Source organism: Bradyrhizobium sp. BR14999 (assembly GCF_056106085.1).
On the sequence record NZ_CM148536.1, the window covers coordinates 7,721,560 to 7,741,218 of the forward strand.

Annotated in this window: 15 protein-coding genes and 1 pseudogene; 8 read left to right on the forward strand and 8 right to left on the reverse strand. The window is 65.5% G+C overall.

Annotated elements, in window-relative coordinates; translation table 11 throughout:
• The first annotated feature begins 155 nt into the window (after nt 1–155).
• The 4 genes from ACR9YP_RS36135 to ACR9YP_RS36150 are packed head-to-tail and all read left to right on the forward strand — an operon-like array spanning nt 156 to nt 3,498.
• Entirely contained in the window at nt 156–671 is a 516-nt protein-coding gene (locus ACR9YP_RS36135) for a winged helix-turn-helix transcriptional regulator (RefSeq protein ID WP_474218267.1), read from the forward strand.
• Nucleotide 672: 1 nt separating this feature from the next.
• Nucleotides 673–1,983 carry a beta-ketoacyl-ACP synthase II gene (gene fabF, locus ACR9YP_RS36140; RefSeq protein ID WP_474218268.1) on the forward strand — a complete coding sequence of 437 codons (1,311 nt, stop codon included), beginning with the start codon at nt 673–675 and terminating at the stop codon, nt 1,981–1,983.
• Complete coding sequence (locus ACR9YP_RS36145; RefSeq protein ID WP_474218269.1) at nt 1,980–2,612, forward strand: LysE family translocator; 633 nt, start codon at nt 1,980–1,982, stop codon at nt 2,610–2,612. Before fabF ends, ACR9YP_RS36145 begins: the two co-directional genes overlap by 4 nt.
• On the forward strand, nt 2,605–3,498 hold the full coding sequence (locus tag ACR9YP_RS36150) for an alpha/beta fold hydrolase (protein WP_474218270.1): 894 nt from the start codon (nt 2,605–2,607) through the stop codon (nt 3,496–3,498). The genes ACR9YP_RS36145 and ACR9YP_RS36150 overlap by 8 nt, the downstream gene beginning before the upstream one ends.
• Nucleotides 3,499–3,598: 100 nt before the next feature.
• Here the strand turns inward: ACR9YP_RS36150 and ACR9YP_RS36155 are convergent, their stop codons facing one another.
• The 3 genes from ACR9YP_RS36155 to ACR9YP_RS36165 all read right to left on the reverse strand — a co-directional run bounded on the left by ACR9YP_RS36155 (nt 3,599) and on the right by ACR9YP_RS36165 (nt 8,291).
• The gene (locus tag ACR9YP_RS36155; protein WP_474218271.1) at nt 3,599–4,483 is read right to left on the reverse strand and encodes a 4-(cytidine 5'-diphospho)-2-C-methyl-D-erythritol kinase; all 885 of its coding nucleotides are present in this window, start codon (nt 4,481–4,483) and stop codon (nt 3,599–3,601) included.
• A gap of 23 nt (nt 4,484–4,506) precedes the next feature.
• Nucleotides 4,507–6,303: a tetratricopeptide repeat protein gene (locus ACR9YP_RS36160; protein WP_474218273.1), complete on the reverse strand. Its 1,797-nt coding sequence runs from the start codon at nt 6,301–6,303 to the stop codon at nt 4,507–4,509.
• 326 nt (nt 6,304–6,629) lie between these two features.
• Nucleotides 6,630–8,291, reverse strand: coding sequence for an electron transfer flavoprotein-ubiquinone oxidoreductase (locus tag ACR9YP_RS36165; protein ID WP_474218274.1), 1,662 nt, complete (start codon nt 8,289–8,291; stop codon nt 6,630–6,632).
• A gap of 135 nt (nt 8,292–8,426) precedes the next feature.
• On the opposite strand from ACR9YP_RS36165, the gene ACR9YP_RS36170 reads away from it, so the two are divergent.
• Nucleotides 8,427–9,233 carry a uracil-DNA glycosylase gene (locus ACR9YP_RS36170; protein WP_474218275.1) on the forward strand — a complete coding sequence of 269 codons (807 nt, stop codon included), beginning with the start codon at nt 8,427–8,429 and terminating at the stop codon, nt 9,231–9,233.
• A gap of 133 nt (nt 9,234–9,366) precedes the next feature.
• On the opposite strand, the gene ACR9YP_RS36175 is transcribed toward ACR9YP_RS36170, so the two are convergent.
• The 4 genes and pseudogenes from ACR9YP_RS36175 to ACR9YP_RS36190 form a co-directional block, all read right to left on the reverse strand.
• The gene (locus tag ACR9YP_RS36175) at nt 9,367–10,875 is read right to left on the reverse strand and encodes a glycosyltransferase family 39 protein (RefSeq protein WP_474218276.1); all 1,509 of its coding nucleotides are present in this window, start codon (nt 10,873–10,875) and stop codon (nt 9,367–9,369) included.
• Between the two features lie 260 nt (nt 10,876–11,135).
• Nucleotides 11,136–12,047, reverse strand: a complete 912-nt coding sequence (locus tag ACR9YP_RS36180) for a ribonuclease HII (protein WP_474218277.1) — start codon at nt 12,045–12,047, stop codon at nt 11,136–11,138.
• A gap of 77 nt (nt 12,048–12,124) precedes the next feature.
• A complete protein-coding gene (locus ACR9YP_RS36185) occupies nt 12,125–12,580 on the reverse strand; it encodes a VOC family protein (protein ID WP_474218278.1) in 456 nt (151 codons plus the stop codon).
• 23 nt (nt 12,581–12,603) lie between these two features.
• Nucleotides 12,604–13,770, reverse strand: a pseudogene (locus ACR9YP_RS36190) (PA0069 family radical SAM protein); the annotation flags it as partial.
• 214 nt (nt 13,771–13,984) lie between these two features.
• Between ACR9YP_RS36190 and ACR9YP_RS36195 the strand changes: the two are divergent.
• Nucleotides 13,985–16,399: a phosphoketolase family protein gene (locus ACR9YP_RS36195; protein WP_474218279.1), complete on the forward strand. Its 2,415-nt coding sequence runs from the start codon at nt 13,985–13,987 to the stop codon at nt 16,397–16,399.
• A 4-nt stretch (nt 16,400–16,403) separates the two neighbouring features.
• Complete coding sequence (locus tag ACR9YP_RS36200) at nt 16,404–17,600, forward strand: acetate/propionate family kinase (RefSeq protein WP_474218280.1); 1,197 nt, start codon at nt 16,404–16,406, stop codon at nt 17,598–17,600.
• Nucleotides 17,601–17,854: 254 nt separating this feature from the next.
• Here the strand turns inward: ACR9YP_RS36200 and ACR9YP_RS36205 are convergent, their stop codons facing one another.
• Nucleotides 17,855–18,694 carry an RMD1 family protein gene (locus ACR9YP_RS36205; RefSeq protein ID WP_474218281.1) on the reverse strand — a complete coding sequence of 280 codons (840 nt, stop codon included), beginning with the start codon at nt 18,692–18,694 and terminating at the stop codon, nt 17,855–17,857.
• A gap of 339 nt (nt 18,695–19,033) precedes the next feature.
• On the opposite strand from ACR9YP_RS36205, the gene ACR9YP_RS36210 reads away from it, so the two are divergent.
• Entirely contained in the window at nt 19,034–19,609 is a 576-nt protein-coding gene (locus ACR9YP_RS36210) for a glycosyltransferase family protein (RefSeq protein ID WP_438111557.1), read from the forward strand.
• Nucleotides 19,610–19,659: the final 50 nt, after the last annotated feature.

A 19,659-nucleotide genomic window follows, 5' to 3' on the forward strand; every position in this document is an offset into this window, starting at 1 on the left:
CGCTCGCAATGGCGGAGTGTGGCGCACGACCATCTTGCGCCAACTCGCATTTCAACTCACCCCACAGCCCCGCGGTCGCGCCGCTTCCTGACCGGCCCCCACGCGCACTCACCTAGTCACTTGCATTTTGCAAGTTACGCACTTACCTTCCCGCCATGCAGCCCAAATCCCCCTCCATCCTGGAATGCCCGGTTGGCCGCGCCGTGGAGACGGTCGGCGAATGGTGGAGCATCCTGATCCTGCGCGATGCGTTTCAGGGCGCGACGAAGTTCGACGAATTCTCGCAAAGCCTCGGCATCGCGCCGAACATCCTGTCGCGGCGGCTCGCCCATCTCACCGAGAGCGGCATGTTCGTTCGCCGCCGCTATCATGAGCGGCCGCCGCGCTACGAATATGTGCTGACGGATAAGGCGCGGGATTTCTTCCCCGTGATCGTGGCGCTGCTCGCCTGGGGCAACAAGCATCTCGCGCCCAAAGGCGAATCCATCGTGCTGGCGAGTCGAAGCGACGTTCGCCCGCTCGATCCTGTCGTCGTCGACGCCGCCGACATGCGTCCGATCACGCTCACCAATGCAGTCGTCATCGCAGGTCCCCGCGCCAGCCGCGGGATGCGTGCGCGGCTCGCTTCGCTCAAAGCCATGAACCCGGCCGTCGCGCCGGCCGGAGACTGACATGCGTCGTATCGTCGTGACCGGAATGGGCGCGGTGTCGCCGCTTGGCGGCGGTGTCGAACTGTCCTGGCGCCGGCTGCTCGCCGGCCAAAGCGGGCTGCGCCCGCTGCCGGAATGGGCGCAGGCACTCCCGGCGCGCATTGCCGGACTCGTGCCCGACAAGGCCGATGACGCCGAAGGCGGCTTCGATCCCGCACAGGCGGCTGCGCCAAAAGACCAGCGCAAGATGGATCGTTTCATCCTGTTCGCGCTGCTCGCCACCGCAGAAGCGGTGGCGCAAGCCAAATGGATGCCGCAAGACGCAGCGGCGCAGGAACGGACCGCGACGATCATCGCCTCCGGTGTCGGCGGCTTTCCGGCGATGGCAGAGGCGGTGCGCATCACCGAGCAGCGCGGCGCCCGCCGGCTCTCGCCGTTCACGATCCCCTCGTTCCTCGCCAATCTCGCCGCGGGTCACGTCTCGATCAAATACGGCTACAAGGGTGCGCTGGGGACACCGGTCACCGCCTGCGCCGCCGGCGTGCAGGCGATCGGCGATGCCGCGCGCATGATCCGATCAGGCGAAGCCGACGTTGCGATCTGCGGCGGCGCGGAGGCCTGTATCGATATCGTCAGCCTCGGTGGCTTTGCGGCAGCACGTGCACTGTCGAGCGGCTACAACGACGAGCCCGCGCGCGCCTCGCGCCCGTTCGATCGCGACCGCGACGGGTTTGTGATGGGCGAAGGCGCCGGCATCCTGGTGATCGAGACGCTGGAGCATGCGCTGGCGCGCGGCGCGACGCCGATCGCGGAGATCGCCGGCTACGGCACGACCGCGGATGCCTATCACATGACGTCGGGTCCGCCCGATGGCGATGGCGCCCGCCGCGCCATGGAGATCGCGCTTCGGCAGGCGGACCTTGCGCCCGCAGATTTGCAGCACCTGAACGCGCATGCGACGTCGACGCCGGCCGGCGACGAAAGCGAGCTTGGTGCGGTCGGCGCGCTGTTCGGCCGCAGCCGCGGCATCGCGGTGAGCGCGACCAAATCGGCCACCGGCCATCTGCTCGGCGCCGCCGGCGGTCTCGAGGCGATCTTCACGGTGCTCGCTTTGCGCGACCAGATCGCGCCGCCGACACTCAATCTCGACAACCCGGATCCTGGCGCTGATGGCATCGACATCGTCTCCGGCGCAGCGCGGCCGATGCCGATGCAATGCGCCATCTCCAACGGCTTCGGCTTTGGCGGGGTCAATGCCAGCGTGATCTTCCGCCGGATGGGCGAAACGAGGGGCCTTGCAATCGCGTCAGGCTTCGTTACCAAAACAGCATGATCACGACGAATTTCTGGCTGTTCCTGGCAGCAGCCTGTCTCATTGCCGCCATTCCAGGCCCCGGCATCTTCTATGTCGCGGCACGGACCTTGTCGGAGGGACGCATCAGCGGCTTTGCATCAACCGCGGGCACGGCGCTGGGCGGACTGGTTCATGTGGTGGCGGGCAGCCTCGGCATCTCCGCGATCATCCTGGCCAGCGCCGAACTGTTCGCCGCCGTGAAGTTCGTCGGCGCGGTCTATCTGATCTGGCTCGGTATCAAGACGTTTCGCAGCGCCGGCCGGACGCTGTCGCTCGAGAGCGAGCCGGTCGGCGATAGGCGCGCATTCCGCGACGGCGTGCTGGTAGAGGCGCTGAACCCGAAGACCGCCGCGTTCTTCCTCGCCTTCATTCCGCAATTCCTGGATCCCGCGGGATCGAACCCCACGCTGCAATTCATCGTGCTCGGTTCGATCTCGGTCGCGCTGAACACGCTCGCCGATGTGGTGGTGGTGCTGATGGCATCAGCGACGCGCAAGCAGCTGATCGGAAGGCCGCATCTGATGCGGCGCCTCACGCAGGGCTCGGGCGTCTTCATCGCCGGCCTTGGCCTGTCGCTCGCACTGGCGCGGCGGCCGGCAAATGGCTAGCGCCCCGCAAAGCCGCTTCTATGAATCGCACGGCCTGCGGCTGCATTATGCCGACTGGGGCAATGACGGCGCGCCCGTCGCCATCCTGGTCCATGGCGGCCGCGATCATGGCCGGAGCTGGGACGTCATCGCAGAATCGTTGCGGCCGCATTTCCACGTGCTCGCGCCCGACCTGCGCGGACACGGCGATTCCGATTGGACCCGAGGCGGCAGCTACGCGCTGACGGAATATGTGTACGATCTTGCCCAGCTTGTCCGCAACATCGCAGCGCCTCAGGTGACGCTCATCGGCCATTCGATGGGCGGCATGGTCAGCCTGATTTTTTCAGGATCATTCCCCGAGCAGGTCGCGAAACTCGTCGTCCTCGACGGCGTGACCATGTTGCCGGATACGCCAAAACCGCCGGCGCATGAGCGCATCGGCAAATGGATCGCCCAGCTCGACAAGCTGCATGACCGCACGCCGCGTCGCTATGCGAGCCTCGAGGCCGCAGCCGCGCAGATGATGCTGCACAACAAGCGCCTCGCCCGCGACCTCGCGCTGCATCTCGCCACGCATGGCGCGCGGCGGAACGAGGACGGCACCTATAGCTGGAAGTTCGATCCCTACCAGCGCGCCAGCGCGCCGCACCGGCTCTGGCCGGACGACCACGTCGCGCTGTGGTCACGCATCGCCTGCCCGACGCTGCTGCTCAACGCCGGCGAAAGTTTTCTGGCGGGCGCAAAGGCAGCAGGCCTGGAGCGGTATTTTCGGAACGCGCGCATCGAGACCATCGCCGGGGCGGGACACTGGCTGCAGCATGACAGGCCGCAGGAGGTGCTGGGTGCGATCCGGCGGTTTCTCGGGCTCGGCGAGGACGGGCGCGAACTAGCTCCGCTGCCGTAGGGTGGGCAAAGCGAAGCGTGCCCACCACTTTCATCGCGCAACGTGGATGAATGGTGGGCACGGCGCTATGCGACTTTGCCCACCCTACGGCAGTCGCGCCTCAGCTCAACGTCCCCGCATGCACCCACCAGCCGGTGTGATCGCGCCGGATCTTTTCGGCGGCAGCATGGGCATCAGCCGGCGCGCCATAGATCGCAAAGCACGTCGCCCCCGAGCCGGACATGCGGGCGAGCTTGACGCCGGCGGAATCGCGCAAGGCTTCCAGCACGTCGCCAATCACAGGTTCGATGCGCATTGCGGGCGCTTCGAGATCGTTGGGAACGGTTTCGAGAACGTCGACCCAGTCAGCGATCGACGCCCCCTCCTCCGGCCAGGCCGGAGCGCGGATGACGTCGGTGACGCCGACCAGGAGCTCGCCGTTGCGCAGGCCCAGCGCCTTGAACACGTCCTTGGTCGCAACCGGCACGCGCGGATTGACCATGACGCAGGGCATGCTCGGCAACGCGAGCGACAGCAGCTGCTCGCCGACCCCGGTCATGTCACAGGCGCGCGAGAGGAGGCACACCGGCACGTCGGCGCCGGTCGCAAGCGCGACCTTCTGAACGCGGGGATCATCGAGCGATAAATCGTTGAGACGCGCCAAGAGCCGCAGCGCCGCCGCGGCATCCGCTGAGCCGCCGCCGATGCCGGCTGCAACGGGGAGCACCTTGTCGAGCGCGAAGGCGCCCAGCTTCAGGCCGGGCACAGCCTCGGCCAGAAGCTTGGCGGCCTTGAGCACGAGATTGTCGGCGGTGTCGCCGCAAGCTGCCGCCAGCGGTCCGGTGGTGGTGAGCTTCAGCTCGCCACCCGGCTCCAGCGTCAGCCGGTCGGCGCAGTCGGCAAATGCAACCACGCTTTCGAGATCATGATAGCCGTCGGCACGACGGCCGACGACACGAAGGCTCAAATTGACCTTCGCCCGTCCCTCTTCAATCAACGCCGACATCGGCGACACGCCCCCAACAAACCTCAGCCGCCCTTGCCGTCGTCCTTCTTCTTCTCGGCCTGCGCCGCCGAAGAGTTCGAATTGTCGTCCGAGAGGCCGTTGGCGATCTTGGCCTCGATCTTCGGCAGTTCTTCCGGCTCGGGCTTGAGATCGCGCGCATGCGACCACTGAAATTTTGCTTCCAGCGTGCGGCCGACGCGCCAGTAGGCGTCGCCGAGGTGATCGTTGATGGTGGGATCCTCCGGCTTGAGATCGATCGCGCGCTCGAGGTTCTTCACCGCCTCCTCGTAATTGCCGATGCGGTAATAGGCCCAGCCGAGGGAGTCGACGATATAGCCGTCGTCGGGACGCTGCTCGACGGCGCGCTTGATCATCTTCATGCCTTCGTCGAGATTCACGCCCTGGTCGATCCAGGAATAGCCGAGATAGTTGAGGACGTGCGGCTGATCGGGCTGAAGTTCGAGAGCCTTCTTCATGTCGGATTCGGCCTTGGCCCACTGCTTGGAGCGCTCCTCGCAGATGCCGCGGTAGTAGTACCAGACGCTGTTGGCTTTGTCGTTGCCGGCCGGCAGCACATCGATGCCTTGCGAATACGTCGCGCCGCAATCGCCGAACTTCTTGCGGCCGCGCTCGATGTTGCCGAGCGCCATGATGGCTTCGAGATCCTTGGCATCTTCCGTGGTAACGCCCTTGAGGATCTTGATCGCCTCGTCGGTGCGGTCGGCGGAATCGAGGTCAATGGCGAGCTGGATCTGCGCGTTGCGCTTGAGCGGCGAGGACGAGGGCACGCGCTCATAGACCTTGATCGCCATCTGCGGCCGCTTCACCGATTCATAGAGATCGGCGAGCGAGAGCAGCGCCAGCGGATGGCTGGGCTGGAGGTAGAGCGAGAGCTGGAGATAGACCAGCGCCAGATCCTCGCCGCCGCGGCGGGTCAGCGTGGCGCCGATGCCGTAGAGCGCTTCGGCGGCGCCGGCTTGCGCGGAATCGACGAGCGGCGGCATCTTCTTGCCGGCCTTGGTCTCGCGCAGGCCTTCCACGATCAGCGGATGGCGGGCGAGCTTCTTGTCGAAAGCCTGGTAGACGGTGGTCGCAGCAGCGGAATCCTTGTTGCGCGACAGCCAGCGCGCATAAGCTTCGGTGACGCGCAGCATGGAATCGTCGAGCTTGTAGGCGCGCTCGAAGCGGGTGCCGGCGTCCTTCTCCTTGCCGGAGAGCTCGAGGATCATGCCGGCGTGGAGATCCTTGAACAGCGGATACCATTCCGGACCGGCCAGCTTGTCGATGGTGGCGACACCGCCCTTGGCGTCGCCCGCACCATAGGCGGCCCAGCCCGACAATAGCGTGGCGACGAGATCGGTGATCGGACCGCGGATCGACTGGTTGATGTTGGTTTGCGCCGTCGCGTACTTCTTCAGCTTGAGATCGTGCACGCCGACGACGAGCCGCGCGACGCGGTTGGTCTTGTCGATGGTGAGGATGCGCTCGGCGAGCTTGACGGCCTCGTCGATGTCGCCATCGGCGACCGAGGAGATGAAGGCGCGGTCGAGCAGTTCGTTGTTCTTCGGATCGGTGCGCAGGGCCGAGCGGTAGAACGCGGCGGCGGAGGAGGCGTCGCGCTCGACGCTGGCGTGGCGGGCGGCGAGATAGCTGCCGGCGCCGGTGAGCGACTTCAGATCGTTCCGGGTCGGAAACTGCGCCGCCGTGTTTTCCGGGTGATCCGGCGTCTGCGCCAGGACCGCGCCGGGGACCGCCACGAACGCGGTGCCCATGAGGGCGATGGCGGCAGCAGTCCAGCGGTTGAAACGATTTGAAAACATCAGGGCTCGCCTTGAGTTGGTAGTGCCTGGGTCTGCAGCAGAGGGCCGTATCGCATGCGAACGCGGCCGGTGGCATCGGGACCCGGAACCGTCAGGCCGACAATGCCGCTTTTGGCGCTTCGCCGCAAGGATTCGGACCGGGCGATCCCCGCCGCACGCCCCAAATCGGTCAGATGAATCGGCCAAGAGCGCCCCAAGACGCCGCTACTATGGCCTTATCGTGGCCGCGGGCTGCTCCCGCGGCCCGGTTCTCACGCGAACGTGCGTCACATTGCCGGGGTCGCGTAACCTTGGTCCCCATCGGCGCTGGCTGCATGTTCCCCGGCTTACATTGCCTCGTAATTCGGACCGCCACCGCCCTCCGGGGGAACCCAGGTGATGTTGCCGTTGGGGTCCTTCACATCGCAGGTTTTGCAGTGAACGCAATTCTGGGCGTTGATCTGGAAGCGCGGGCCAGAACCCTCCTCAATCCACTCATAGACGCCGGCCGGGCAATAGCGGTTCGAGGGACCGGCGAACACGTCGTGCTCCGAGGTCTTCTGGAGGTTCATGTCCGTGACCTTCAGATGGATCGGCTGGTCCTCCTCGTGATTGGTGTTGGACAAAAACACCGAGGACAGCTTGTCGAAGGTGATCTTGCCATCCGGCTTCGGGTAGTTCTTCGGCACGTGGCTCTTGGCCGGATCGAGCGTGGCGCGGTCATGCTTGCGATGCGACTGCGTGCCGAACAGCGATGCGCCGAACAGCGTGTTGCACCACATGTCGAAGCCGCCGAGCGCGACGCCCAGCACGGTGCCGAACTTCGACCACAGCGGCTTGACGTTGCGGACCAGGAACAAATCCTTGCCGACCGACGACGTGCGCCAGGCGTTCTCGTATTCGACGAGCTCGTCATTGGCGCGATCGGCGGCGAGCGCGGCCGCGACATGTTCGGCGGCGAGCATGCCGGTGCCCATTGCATTGTGCACGCCCTTGATGCGCGGCACGTTGACGAAGCCGGCTGCGCAGCCGATCAGCGCGCCGCCGGGGAAGCTCAGCTTCGGCACCGACTGGTATCCGCCCTCGGTGATGGCGCGCGCGCCGTAAGCGAGCCGCTTGGCGCCTTCGAAAGTGCCGCGGATCGAGGGATGGGTCTTGAAGCGCTGGAATTCGTCGAACGGCGACAGATAGGGATCGTCGTAATTCAGATGCACGACGAAGCCGACGGCGACGAGATTGTCGTCATAGTGATAGAGGAACGAGCCGCCGCCGGTCTTCATATCGAGCGGCCAGCCAAACGAATGCTGGATCAAGCCCTTCTGGTGCTTGGCGGGATCGATCTGCCAGACCTCCTTGAGGCCGATGCCGAACTTTGGCGGCTCGGCCTTGGCGTCGAGTGCGAATTTGTTGATGAGCTGCTTGGTCAGGCTGCCGCGGGCGCCTTCGGCAAACAGCGTGTACTTGCCGAGCAATTCCATGCCGCGGGTGAAGGAATCTTTCGGCTTGCCGTCGCGGCCGATGCCCATGTCGCCGGTGGCGATGCCCTTGACCTTGCCCTCCTCGTCATAGAGCACTTCGGCCGCCGCAAAGCCCGGATAGATCTCGACGCCGAGCGCCTCGGCCTTGCGCGCCAGCCAGCGGCAGACATTGCCGAGCGAGCCGATGTAGCAGTGATGATTGTCCATCAGCGGCGGCATCATGAAATTCGGCAGCTTGATCGCGCCGGCGCCCGTCATCCAGTAGAAGCGGTCGTCCTTCACCTGCGTCTTCAGCGGGCAGTCGGAATCATCGCGCCAGTCCGGGATCAGCTTGTCGAGCCCCGCCGGATCGATCACGGCGCCGGAGAGAATGTGCGCGCCGACCTCGGAGCCCTTCTCCACCACGACCACGTTGAGATCGGCGTTGAGCTGCTTCAGCCGGATCGCAGCCGACAGGCCCGAGGGGCCGGCGCCGACGATGACGACGTCGAATTCCATGGATTCGCGCGGGGGAAGTTCTTCGGTGCTCATCTGATCTCAGCCCTTGAGACGGTCCTTGGTCGATTGCGCCCTCTTGTTTCCGATTTTTCCGGGTAGGACAACCTCGGAATCGCGTTCTGCCGGGATGCAAGGCCGCCCAAGGTGATATAATAGTCAAACTTTCCCATGATCCCCGAACCCGCACCCACCGTCCGCGAGCTTCTCGCCTTCTATCTGGAGGCCGGTGTCGACTGCGCGCTCGCGGAGGAACCGATCGACCGCCTGGCGGAATTAGATGCCCCGCCACCGGCCCCGCGCATGGCACCGCCGGTCGAGCCATCGCGGCCGGTCGCTGCGCCGACGGTCCTGCGCGGCGAGGCCGCCCCTGCGCCCGACGTCGCGATCGCTTCCGCACGCGAGGCGGCGCGGACCGCGCCGACGCTGGAGGCGCTGCGCGAGCTGATGCAGAGTTTTGAGGGCTGCGCGCTGAAGCATACCGCGACGCGGCTGGTGTTCGCCGACGGCAATCCCAAGGCGCGCATCATGTTGGTCGGCGAGGCGCCCGGGCGCGACGAGGACATCGAGGGATTGCCCTTCGTCGGACGCAGCGGCAAGCTGCTCGACCTCATGATCGGCGCGATCGGGCTCAACCGCACCACCTCCTATATCGCCAACGTCATTCCCTGGCGGCCGCCCGGCAATCGCACCCCGACGCCGCAGGAGACCCAAATCTGCCTGCCCTTCATCCAGCGCCAGATCGAGCTGGTGAATCCGGACGTGCTGGTGACGCTCGGCAATCCCTCGACGCAGACGCTGCTGTCGACGCGCGAAGGCATCATGCGCACCCGCGGCCGCTGGTTCGACTACGACACCGGTCAGCGCACCATCCGCGCGCTGCCGACTTTTCACCCGGCGTACCTGCTCCGCTCACCGTCCTACAAGCGGTTGGCTTGGCAGGATCTGCGCGCGGTCGCAAAGGTGCTGGCGGGATAGCGATCTGCTGTAGGGTGGGCAAAGGCGCAAAGCGCCGTGCCCACCATAAGCTTATCCCACGTAGCGATGGAGGTGGTGGGCACGCTTCGCTTTGCCCACCCTACAATGTCTGCGCCCGAGGCGCGAGATCGCCTCACGTCCCCTTCGGCCGCACGATGGCCCAGCCGATGCGCAGCAGTTGCTGGCGGCCGTTCACCAGCCATTCGAAGGCGCGCGGGACTTCCGGCACGATCCCCGGGAAGCGCTTGAGGATTTCCTGTGGCGGGGTGCCGGCGGTGTCGGAGGCGCGCCAGACCACGACGCCGCCGGTCTCGCTGAACTTGGTCTGATTCATCCACGGCGTGCGCGCCGGGTCGACGTCGATGAAGAGATGCGGCCGCCCGGAATGCAGCGTGATCAGGCTCGCAAGCTGGGTCTCGCCGGCAACCGCGCGTAGGCGATGGTTGGTGCGGCGGGCGAAGCTCTCGTCGAAGAAATCCGAGATCGCGCGCGCCGGCATCGAGGTCGCGATCTCGCCGGTGCCGGTCCAGGGCATGACCAGGACGGCGAGCACGACGCCGATGGCGGGCGCCACGACGGCGGCGGCCCATACCATGCGCAGCATCCGCGCGCGGCGCATCGCGATGAGATCCCCTGCGGCAACCACCACGACAAGCCCGGACATGACGAGCACGACACCGGCGCCACCGGCGGCGGATTCCAGCCCAAGCAGACCGGAGATCAGCACCGCGCCGAGCGGCGGCGCCAGCGCGAAGAAATAGACGAAGTTGCGCGCGAGCGGCTCGACCGGCGGGCGATAGATGATCGGCGCTTCCTCGCCCTTGTCGGCGAACATCCCGGTGTTGAGGAAGGTCAGCGCCGGAACCGCCGCCGCCCCAAGCACGAGCCCGCCGAACAGCCAGGCTGCGTGCAGGGCGCGGGCATTGAACTCCGAAACCTGCGGCAAGGCTGGCATGGTCAACGTCTCGGCCCGCATCAGCCACATCGCATAGGGTAGCGCCAGCACGGCAACGACGATCAGCGCAAACAGCGGATCGAGCCCCCATAGCGTCCTGCGGCCGCGCGCGGTCGAGATCGCGAAGACGACGATCAGCAGGAGGAGGAAGATCGCGGCGGGCGTCGTGAGCAACAACAGGCCAGCTTCGATCGACCAGGCGAACCAGGCATTGCCGCGGCGCTGGCCGATGATCTGCCAGGAGTGCAGCAGCAGCAGCGCCCAAAGCGGTCGCGCCAGCACCAGCGGGCCGAAGTCGAGCGCGGACGAGGAGAAGGCCAGCACGGTCATGGTCAGCAGCACGGCGAGCACGGCCTGCTGGGAGCCGACCACGGCGCGAGACAGATGAAAGAGCGCGATGAAGGTCGCGATCTCGCAGAGCTGGGCGAGCACGTAGACGCCGAACGTGTGACCGCCGGCGGCGCGATAGGCGATGTCGGCGAGCCAGACCGGCAGCGGCGGGCCGAGATCGGTGCCGACCTGGTACTCGCGGCCGAAAGCCAGCAGCGTCGCAAGGGTGCCGGGCGGGCTGCGGTAGAACACCAGCGCCACGAACAGCCACATCGCCGCCTGAAGCAAAACCGCGATCCACACGATCAGCCGCGGCCGGGCGCGAATGAGCTCGATGACCAGGGAGGTAAACCGCATGCAAGGTCCGAAAGATGCAGCCAACCCGTCCAGCCGGCCCTATTCGCTCACATCTGTTTTGATAAAGGGCGCGGCGCGTCGTGGCAACTTCGGTCTGCTGCCTCTCCCCGACAGTGTCTCGTCTCCCTCTCCTCGCTTGCGGGGAGGACGGTGACAGATGGACTCGCGGAGAGTCCCCCTCCCCGGAATGCATCTTCGATGCATTCCGGCCTCTCTCCGCACGCGGGGAGAGGCAAAGAGGCCGCAGCGAAAACGGAGTCCTAGAGACCTGTGGAGGCGCCGGCTTCGACACCCGCCTCCACCTCCATCTCGACCTCGGTGACGGAGAACAGATCCTGCACCGGCTCGACGGTCCAGGGCATATGCTTGGCGCGGGCGGCCGCGACGGGGGCGAAGAAGCGGCGGTGGTGGATGGAGGGGCCGAGGCGGTCGAGGGCGTCGAGATGCTCTGGCACGGCGTATCCCTTGTGCTGCTCGAAGCCGTAGCCGGGGCAGTCTTGCGCCAGCGCGCACATCAGCCGGTCGCGGGTGACCTTGGCGACGATGGACGCCGCCGCGATCGACAGCACGATGCCGTCGCCGCCGATCACGGCCTCGCAGTCGCATTCCGTATCGAGCCGGTCGCGGCCGTCGACGAAGACATGGCGCGGCGTCTCGGGCAACGCCACCACCGCGCGCTTCAGCGCCCACAGCGAGGCGCGCAGGATGTTGTCGCGGTCGATCCGCGCGGGCGAAGCCACGACAACCGAGACCTGCGCGGTGGCGCAGATCTTGTCGAACAGCTTTTCGCGCTCCTCCACCGTCAGCCGTTTGGAATCGTCGATGCCACGGGGAATGCGGTTGGGATCAAGGATCACCGCCGCCGCCACCACGGGGCCGGCGAGCGGGCCGCGGCCTGCCTCGTCGCAGCCCGCGACCGGCCAGACGCCGCGCTTGATCAGCGCGCGCTCCCGACGGAAGCTCGGCGGCGCTACGGCGACGATGCCTTTCGGGCCCGCACTCTTGCCGGCTAAAGCCTCAACCTCCGAAGGCTTAGTTTCCGACTTCTTGGCTTGCGACGGCTTGGCTTCCGGCGTGTTGGCTTCCGAGGCCTTGGCAGGCGCGGCCTTCTTCGCACCGTTCTTTTTTGGCGCGTCTTTGGCTGGCTTCGTCGCGGACTTGTCCCGAATCATGGCCGGGATCGTGCGCAAGGGACTTCGCCAGCGCAACTAGGAACCCCAGATAATTCCCGTTATTCAGGTGAGCCGCCCTACTCCCCCAGATGCACCCGCCGATCGTCACCGACATGGATGCCGGGCGCGACCACGACCTCCCACGGATGGCCGTCGAGGTCCGTGAAATAGCCGGAATAGCCGCCGTAATCGGTCTCGTGCGCCGCTTTCAGCAGCGCTCCGCCCTTGTCGACAGCGAAAGCCAGCACCGCATCGACCTCCGCGCGCGTCCGGCAGTTCCAGGCGAGCGTCATCCCACGAAAGGTCGACGGCCTCGGATTGTCCGGCAACGACGCGTCGGCAGCGAGCTGATCCCAGGGATACAAGGCGAGCACCGAACCACCGGTATCGTAGAAGGCGACCGCCTCACCGGTCACCTTCAGCCGGCGCGAGAAACCCAGCGCGTCGTAGAAAGCGATGCTGGCGCGGATGTCGCCGACACCGAGCGTGATGACGGTCAGCCGCGGCACCGGCACGGTAAGTTCCTCGCTCATGCTACGCCTCGTCCACTTCCCGATCAGAACAGGCTGAGCTGATCGCCGTTCCGCTTCGGTCGCGCGAAGTGATCCGTGGTCAGCTTGGAGCGCCGTTTGTTGAGGCCGAGCCTGTCGCAGGCGATCTCGAAGCGGCGGCCGATGGTCCAAGCCATCGGGCCGGTTCCCTTCATCCGCTCGCCCCATTTCGCATCGTAGTCACGGCCGCCGCGCATGTCGCGGATCAGCGTGAAGACGTGGCGGTAGCGGTCCGGATAGTTCGCCATCAGCCATTCGCGGAACAGATCGCGCACCTCGAGCGGCAGCCGCAGCAGCACGTAGGAGGCTTCCTTGACGCCGGCATGGGCTGCGGCATCGAGGATGCGTTCGATCTCGGAATCGTTCAACGCGGGAATCATGGGCGCGACCATCACGGTGGTGGGAATACCGGCGTCGGAGAGCTGCTTCAGCGCCTCCAGCCGCTTCGGCGGCGTGGAGGCCCGCGGCTCCATGGTGCGCGCGAGCTTCGGATCGAGTGACGTCACCGAGATCGCGACCTTGGCGAGATTGCGCTTGGCCATCCGCGCGAGAATGTCGATGTCTCGCACCACCAGCGCCGACTTGGTGACGATGCCGACCGGATGCCCGGTGCGCTCCAGCACCTCGAGGATGCCGCGCATGATCTTTCGCTCGCGCTCGATCGGCTGATAGGGATCGGTGTTGGTGCCGATCGCAATCATCCGCGGCTCGTAGCCGCTTGCTGCGAGCTCCTTCTCGAGCAGCGCCGGCGCCTCGGGCTTCACGAACAGCTTCGACTCGAAGTCGAGCCCCGGCGACAGGCCGAGATACGCATGGGTCGGCCGCGCGAAGCAATAGACGCAGCCGTGCTCGCAGCCGCGATAGGGATTGATCGAGCGGTCGAAGCCGATGTCGGGGGAATCGTTGCGGGTGATCACCTTGCGCGAGGTGTCGACGGCGACCGTGGTCTTGAACGGCGGCAGCTCCTCCAGGCTCTGCCAGCCATCGTCGAAGGCGACGCGCGCCTCGGCCTCGTAACGGCCGCTGGCATTGGACTGGGCGCCGCGCCCTCGCCGGCGCGCGCGGTCGATGGCGACGCCAAGCTCGGGAAAATCGGCAGGAAAATCAGAAGGCGCACCCGCCGGCTCGGAGGGCGCCGTGACCGGCGGGTGCTTGAGGGCACGAGAAGATGCTCGAACTCATGAAGCCAACATAGCATCCGAATGGAACAAATCAAGAACAAGAACAAAAAACGCGAAAACAACCCCATGCACAGTAGCGCTGCCCAAACTTCGGGCGCGCACCCTTGACCTCACGCAACACCGGCGCCGCGGCGATCCCGTTTCATGGCGAAGGGATCAATCGCGCCGGAACAATGTTGGTGACGATCGCTGGGTCGGCAAGAACATGACAAATCAACGACAATTGCGCGCGGCGAGCAGCGAACTCGATCTCCTCGATCGCTACTGGCGTGCCGCCAACTATCTCTCCGTCGGGCAAATCTATCTCCTCGACAATCCGCTGCTGCGCGAGCCGCTGCGGCCCGAGCACATCAAGCCGCGCCTGCTCGGCCATTGGGGCACGACGCCCGGTTTGAACTTCATCTATGCCCATCTCAATCGCGTCATCCGGGCGCTTGACCTCAACGTGATCTACGTCTGCGGCCCCGGCCATGGCGGCCCAGGCATGGTCGCCAACACCTATCTGGAAGGCAGCTACAGCGAGATCTATCCTGACATCGCGCGCGATGCGGATGGATTGCGCAAGCTATTCAGGCAGTTCTCCTTCCCAGGCGGCATTCCGAGCCATGCGGCGCCGGAAACGCCGGGCTCGATCCACGAGGGCGGCGAGCTCGGCTATGCCCTGGTGCACGCCTATGGCGCCGCATTCGACAATCCCGACCTCATCGTCGCCTGCGTCGTCGGCGACGGCGAGGCCGAAACCGGCCCGCTCGCGGCGTCCTGGCACTCCAACAAGTTCCTCAACCCTGCCCATGACGGCGCGGTGCTGCCGATCATGCATCTCAACGGCTACAAGATCGCCAACCCGACCGTGCTCGGGCGGATGCGGGACGAAGAGATTCGCGATCTCTTCCGCGGGCTCGGCCACGAGCCGCTATTCGTCGAAGGCGACGATCCCAAATTGATGCACCAGGCCATGGCGGATGCGCTCGACGTCGCGCTCGCCAGCATCCGCTCGATCCAGCAGCACGCCCGCGACGGGCGCAGAAACGTCGAGCGACCGCGCTGGCCGATGATCGTGCTGCGCAGCCCCAAGGGCTGGACCGGCCCGAAGGAGGTCGACGGCAAGAAAGTCGAGGGTTTTTGGCGCGCGCATCAGGTGCCTGTTGCGAGCTGCCGCGAGAATCCCGCGCATCTGAAGCTGCTCGAAGACTGGATGCGCAGCTATGAGCCGGACAAGTTGTTCGACGCCGGCGGCGCGCTCATTCCCGAGCTTCAGGCGCTGGCGCCCGAAGGCCAGCGGCGGATGGGCGCCAATCCGCATGCCAATGGCGGGCTTTTGAAGAAGGAGCTGAAGCTGCCGGATTTCCGCAGCTTCGCGGTCGAGGTGCCGCAGCCCGGCGACGTCGTGGCGGAAGCCACCCGCGAACTCGGCAAATTCCTGCGCGACGTCGTCCGCCTCAATGCCGAGGCGCACAACTTCCGCATCATGGGCCCGGACGAGACGGCATCAAACCGGCTCGATGCGGTGTTCGAGGCCACCGAACGCGTCTGGATGGAACCAACCGAACCTTACGACGTGCATCTCGCGCGGGACGGCCGCGTGATGGAGATCCTGAGCGAGCATCTCTGCCAGGGCTGGCTCGAAGGCTATCTGCTCACCGGCCGGCACGGCTTGTTCTCCTGCTATGAGGCCTTCATCCACATCGTGGATTCCATGTTCAACCAGCACGCCAAATGGCTGAAGGTGACGCGCGATCTGCCCTGGCGGCGCCCGATCGCCTCGCTCAACTATCTCCTGACCTCGCATGTCTGGCGCCAGGACCATAACGGCTTCAGCCATCAGGACCCTGGTTTCGTCGATCTCGTCGCCAACAAGAAGGCCGATATCGTCCGGATCTATTTCCCGCCCGACGCCAACACGCTGTTGTGGATCGCCGATCATTGCCTGCGCACCTACAACCGCATCAATGTGATCGTCGCCGGCAAGCAGCCGGCGCCGCAATGGCTGTCGATGCGGGAGGCGGCCACGCATTGCGATGCCGGCATCGGCATCTGGACCTGGGCGGGCACGGAGGACACAAACACAGAGCCCGACGTGGTGATGGCCTGCGCCGGCGACGTGCCGACACTGGAGACGCTCGCCGCCGTCGACCTGCTGCGCAAGGCGCTGCCTGACCTGAATATCCGCGTCGTCAATGTCGTCGACCTCATGACGCTGCAGCCGAAGGAGCAGCATCCGCACGGTCTGTCCGACCGCGATTTCGACAGCCTGTTCACATCAGACAAGCCGGTCATCTTCGCCTATCACGGCTATCCTTATCTCATTCACCGGCTGACCTATAACCGCACCAACCATGCCGGCATGCATGTGCGCGGATTTGCCGAGGAAGGCACCACGACGACGCCGTTCGACATGGTCGTGCTCAATGAGCTCGACCGCTACCATCTCGCGATCGAGGCGATCGAGCGCGTGCCGGGGCTTGCGACCAGGGCTGCGCAGGTCAAGCAACAGTTCCGCGACAAGCTGATCGAACACTCCCGCTATGTCCGCGAGCATGGCGAGGACATGCCTGAGGTCCGCGATTGGGTCTGGTCGAACACCGCCGGCGGCAACACGCCGGCCAAAGCCGGCGACTGAAGCCATGTCGGACACTGTTCTTGTGCTTAACTCGGGATCATCGAGCATCAAGTTCGGCCTGTTCGAGCTGGCGGCATCCGGCCCCGACCTGCTCTGCAACGGCTTGCTCGACGAGCACGAGGCAGCGCCCCGGCTCGTGGTGAAGAGCCCAGCGGGCGAGACAATGTTCAAGGCGCGGAAGGACTCATCCGATACGGACAGTGGTCATCTGTTCGCCGAGGTGCTGGCGTTCATCGACGAGCGTTTTGGCGAGCATCGTCTGCGCGCCATCGGTCACCGCATCGTCCACGGCGGTCCGGATTACTCCGGCCCGGTCGAACTGACGGACGACGTCTATGCCAAGCTGGCGGCGCTGACCAAGCTTGCTCCGCTGCACCAGCCGCGTTGCCTGGAGCCGATTCGCACCATCCAGGCGATCCGCCCCGGTCTGACGCAGATCGCCTGCTTCGACACCGCCTTTCATCACAGCATGGCCCAGCCCGCGAGCCGTTTCGCGATTCCGAGGCGCTATGAGGAGCGCGGCGTCCGGCGCTACGGGTTTCACGGCCTCTCCTTCGAATATGTCGCGGGGCGCCTCGCGGCAATCGCGCCGCAGCTCGTCGCAAAGCGCACCGTCATCGCGCATCTCGGCAATGGGGCGAGCCTGTGCGCGCTGCGCGATGGCCGCAGCGTCGACACCACGATGGGACTGACACCGCTCGACGGCCTCGTGATGGGCACGCGTTGCGGCACGATCGATCCCGGCGTGCTGCTCTATCTGCAACAGCACGAGTACATGTCCGTCGAGGCCATCCAGCATTTGCTCGATCTCGAGTCGGGCCTGCTCGGCGTCTCCGGCATCTCCGCGGACATGCGCACGCTGCTGGCAAGCCGCGAGGCTGCGGCGCGGGAGGCGGTCGATCTCTTCGTCTTCCGGGCGGCGCAGCAGATCGCGATGATGGCGACCACGCTTGAAGGATTGAACTGCCTGGTCTTCACCGGCGGCATCGGCGAGCATGCGAAAGAGATCCGCAGCGCGATCGGCGAACGTCTTAGCTGGCTCGGTGTGAGCATCGATGCCGCTGCAAATGATGCCGCGCGCGAGCGCATCAGCGGGAGCGATAGCGCTGTTGAGGTGTTCGTCATTCCAACGAATGAGGAACTAACGATCGCGCGGCATTGTGCGGCGGTGCTGCGAGCGACGAGAAATTCAGCCGCATAGTGCGTGATGAAATACGAACGGCAACTCCGATCTTCCCTTCTCCCCTTGCGGGAGAAGGTGGCATAGGCGGCCTCCGGCCGCCGTTCTCAAGAGACGCCGAAGCAAAGCTTCGGCTATGGCGCCGGATGAGGGCTTCTATCCACATGCACATATGCAAATGAGGCAAACCCCTCACCCGAGCGAGCTTGTGTCTCCTGGCGGTGCTGCCCTCTCCCGCAAGGGGAGAGGGCACTGCAATGCGCAGTCGCTCGCTATTAATGCGTGCCCGACCATATCTGAAAGCACCCGATCGCGATCTCGATCACGATCAGCACCACGATCGCAATTTCGAGGCGGAGCGAGCGCTGGGTGTCGATGATGTCGGTCAATGCGTTGGCGGTCTCCGACACCGCCGTGAGTTTGCGCTCGAGCGTGTCGAGGCGCTCCTTCAGCTCATACTCGTCCTCGAGCCGGGCATAGAGCCGGTCGAGCTCGGGCTTCTCCCAGAGCACGTCGGGTTTCTCGGCGACGGCAACACGGCCCGCGACACGCTGCTGGACGAGAAGCGCATTGCCGATCAGCTGTAAAATGCCCTTGCGCCGGCGCGGCGTGCGGCCGCGCTCGGCGAGCTCCCGCGCAAACGGCTCGATCACGTCGAAGACCGCCGCGACGCGCCGCTCGTCGCGGGCGAGCGACGTGCTCTTGGCGAGCGCATCCGCGATCAGGAGCAGCCGGTCGTCGGAGAATTTGGCGAGACAGATCGGCCCGCCCGGCTGGATCGCCTCGACATTCTCGTCCTTGCAGAGCTGCGCCTGCGCGGTCTCTTCCTCATGAGGACTGAACTCGCCGAGCACCCGCGGCTTCAGGCTGTCGATCAGCACCTTCTCCTCCGAGGGCAGAAGACCGATCAGCACCACGACGCCGTAGCGGAAAATCACGACAAGTCCGGCGTGGACGCGGAAGGCAGCCGGCGTCGAGGAGACCAGCGTGCCGATCTCGAGGCCGGAAGCATTGATGCGGTCGCCCAGCATCAGGGCGCGAACCCGCAGGGTCGGCACGGCGTCCTGCTTCGGCGTTGTTGCCGTCGCGTTGACGGCGAGTTGATCGGCATTCATGCAAGGCCTCCGTCAGCACCAATCAGCACCCAAGTCAGCACCCAAGTCGCACATCGTTCCCGTTCGACGGTTGGTTGCAGCCCATCCCCTCCTTGGACGGTTGCGAACTGCCCTGCGCCGCGCAACATCATCGTCGGACTCCGGGTTAATACGGACCGGACGAGCTTGTGCCGAAATATTCGACCAAAATACCATCCCGCGCGCGACACATTTGGCTGCGAGTTTACCATTGCATGCCGAAGCCCCGCCGAAAAAGTTGCACTCGGCAACGCCAAGTGTTTATGACAACATCATGAAAAGCTACGCTTCTTCCGAAGTGCAGATATTGAAGCTTCAATCATGCTGAGCGTCATCATTCCGACCGAAGGCGTCGAGCAGACGGCAGTCGCAACGCTGGCCGCGCTCGTCCCCGGCGCCGCGGCCGGCATCATCCGGGAAGTGCTCCTGGTCGACGGCACCCGCAACGGCGTCATCGAGCGCGTCGCCGACGTCGCAGGTTGCCGCTTCATCAGCTTCGAGGGCTCTTCGCAAGGGGCCGCGCGCGCCGCCGGCGCCCTCCAGGCCCGTTCGCCGTGGCTGATGTTCCTCCCTGCCGGCGCGGTGCTGGAAACCGGCTGGATCGAGGAGACCACCCAGTTCATCCAGGCCGTCTCGAGCAGCGGCCGCGATCGAGCGGCGGTGTTTCGCTATGCGCGTTCACCCTACGCCGACACCGGGCTCGGCGACATCCTCCGCGCCGTGGCGCGCAAGCTCGTCGGCCCGTTCGGCGATCAGGGGCTTTTGATCGCGCGCGATCATTATGACCGGATCGGCGGCTACCCGCCGCAGGCCCGCCGGTCCGAGGCACGGCTGCTCCGGCGGCTCGGCCGCTCGTCCCGGACCATGCTGCGCAGCCGGATCGTCATGGTCGGCTGAAGCCGCCCAATACTTGCCAAAGTCAAATAATTGTTTGACAATGGCAAGTA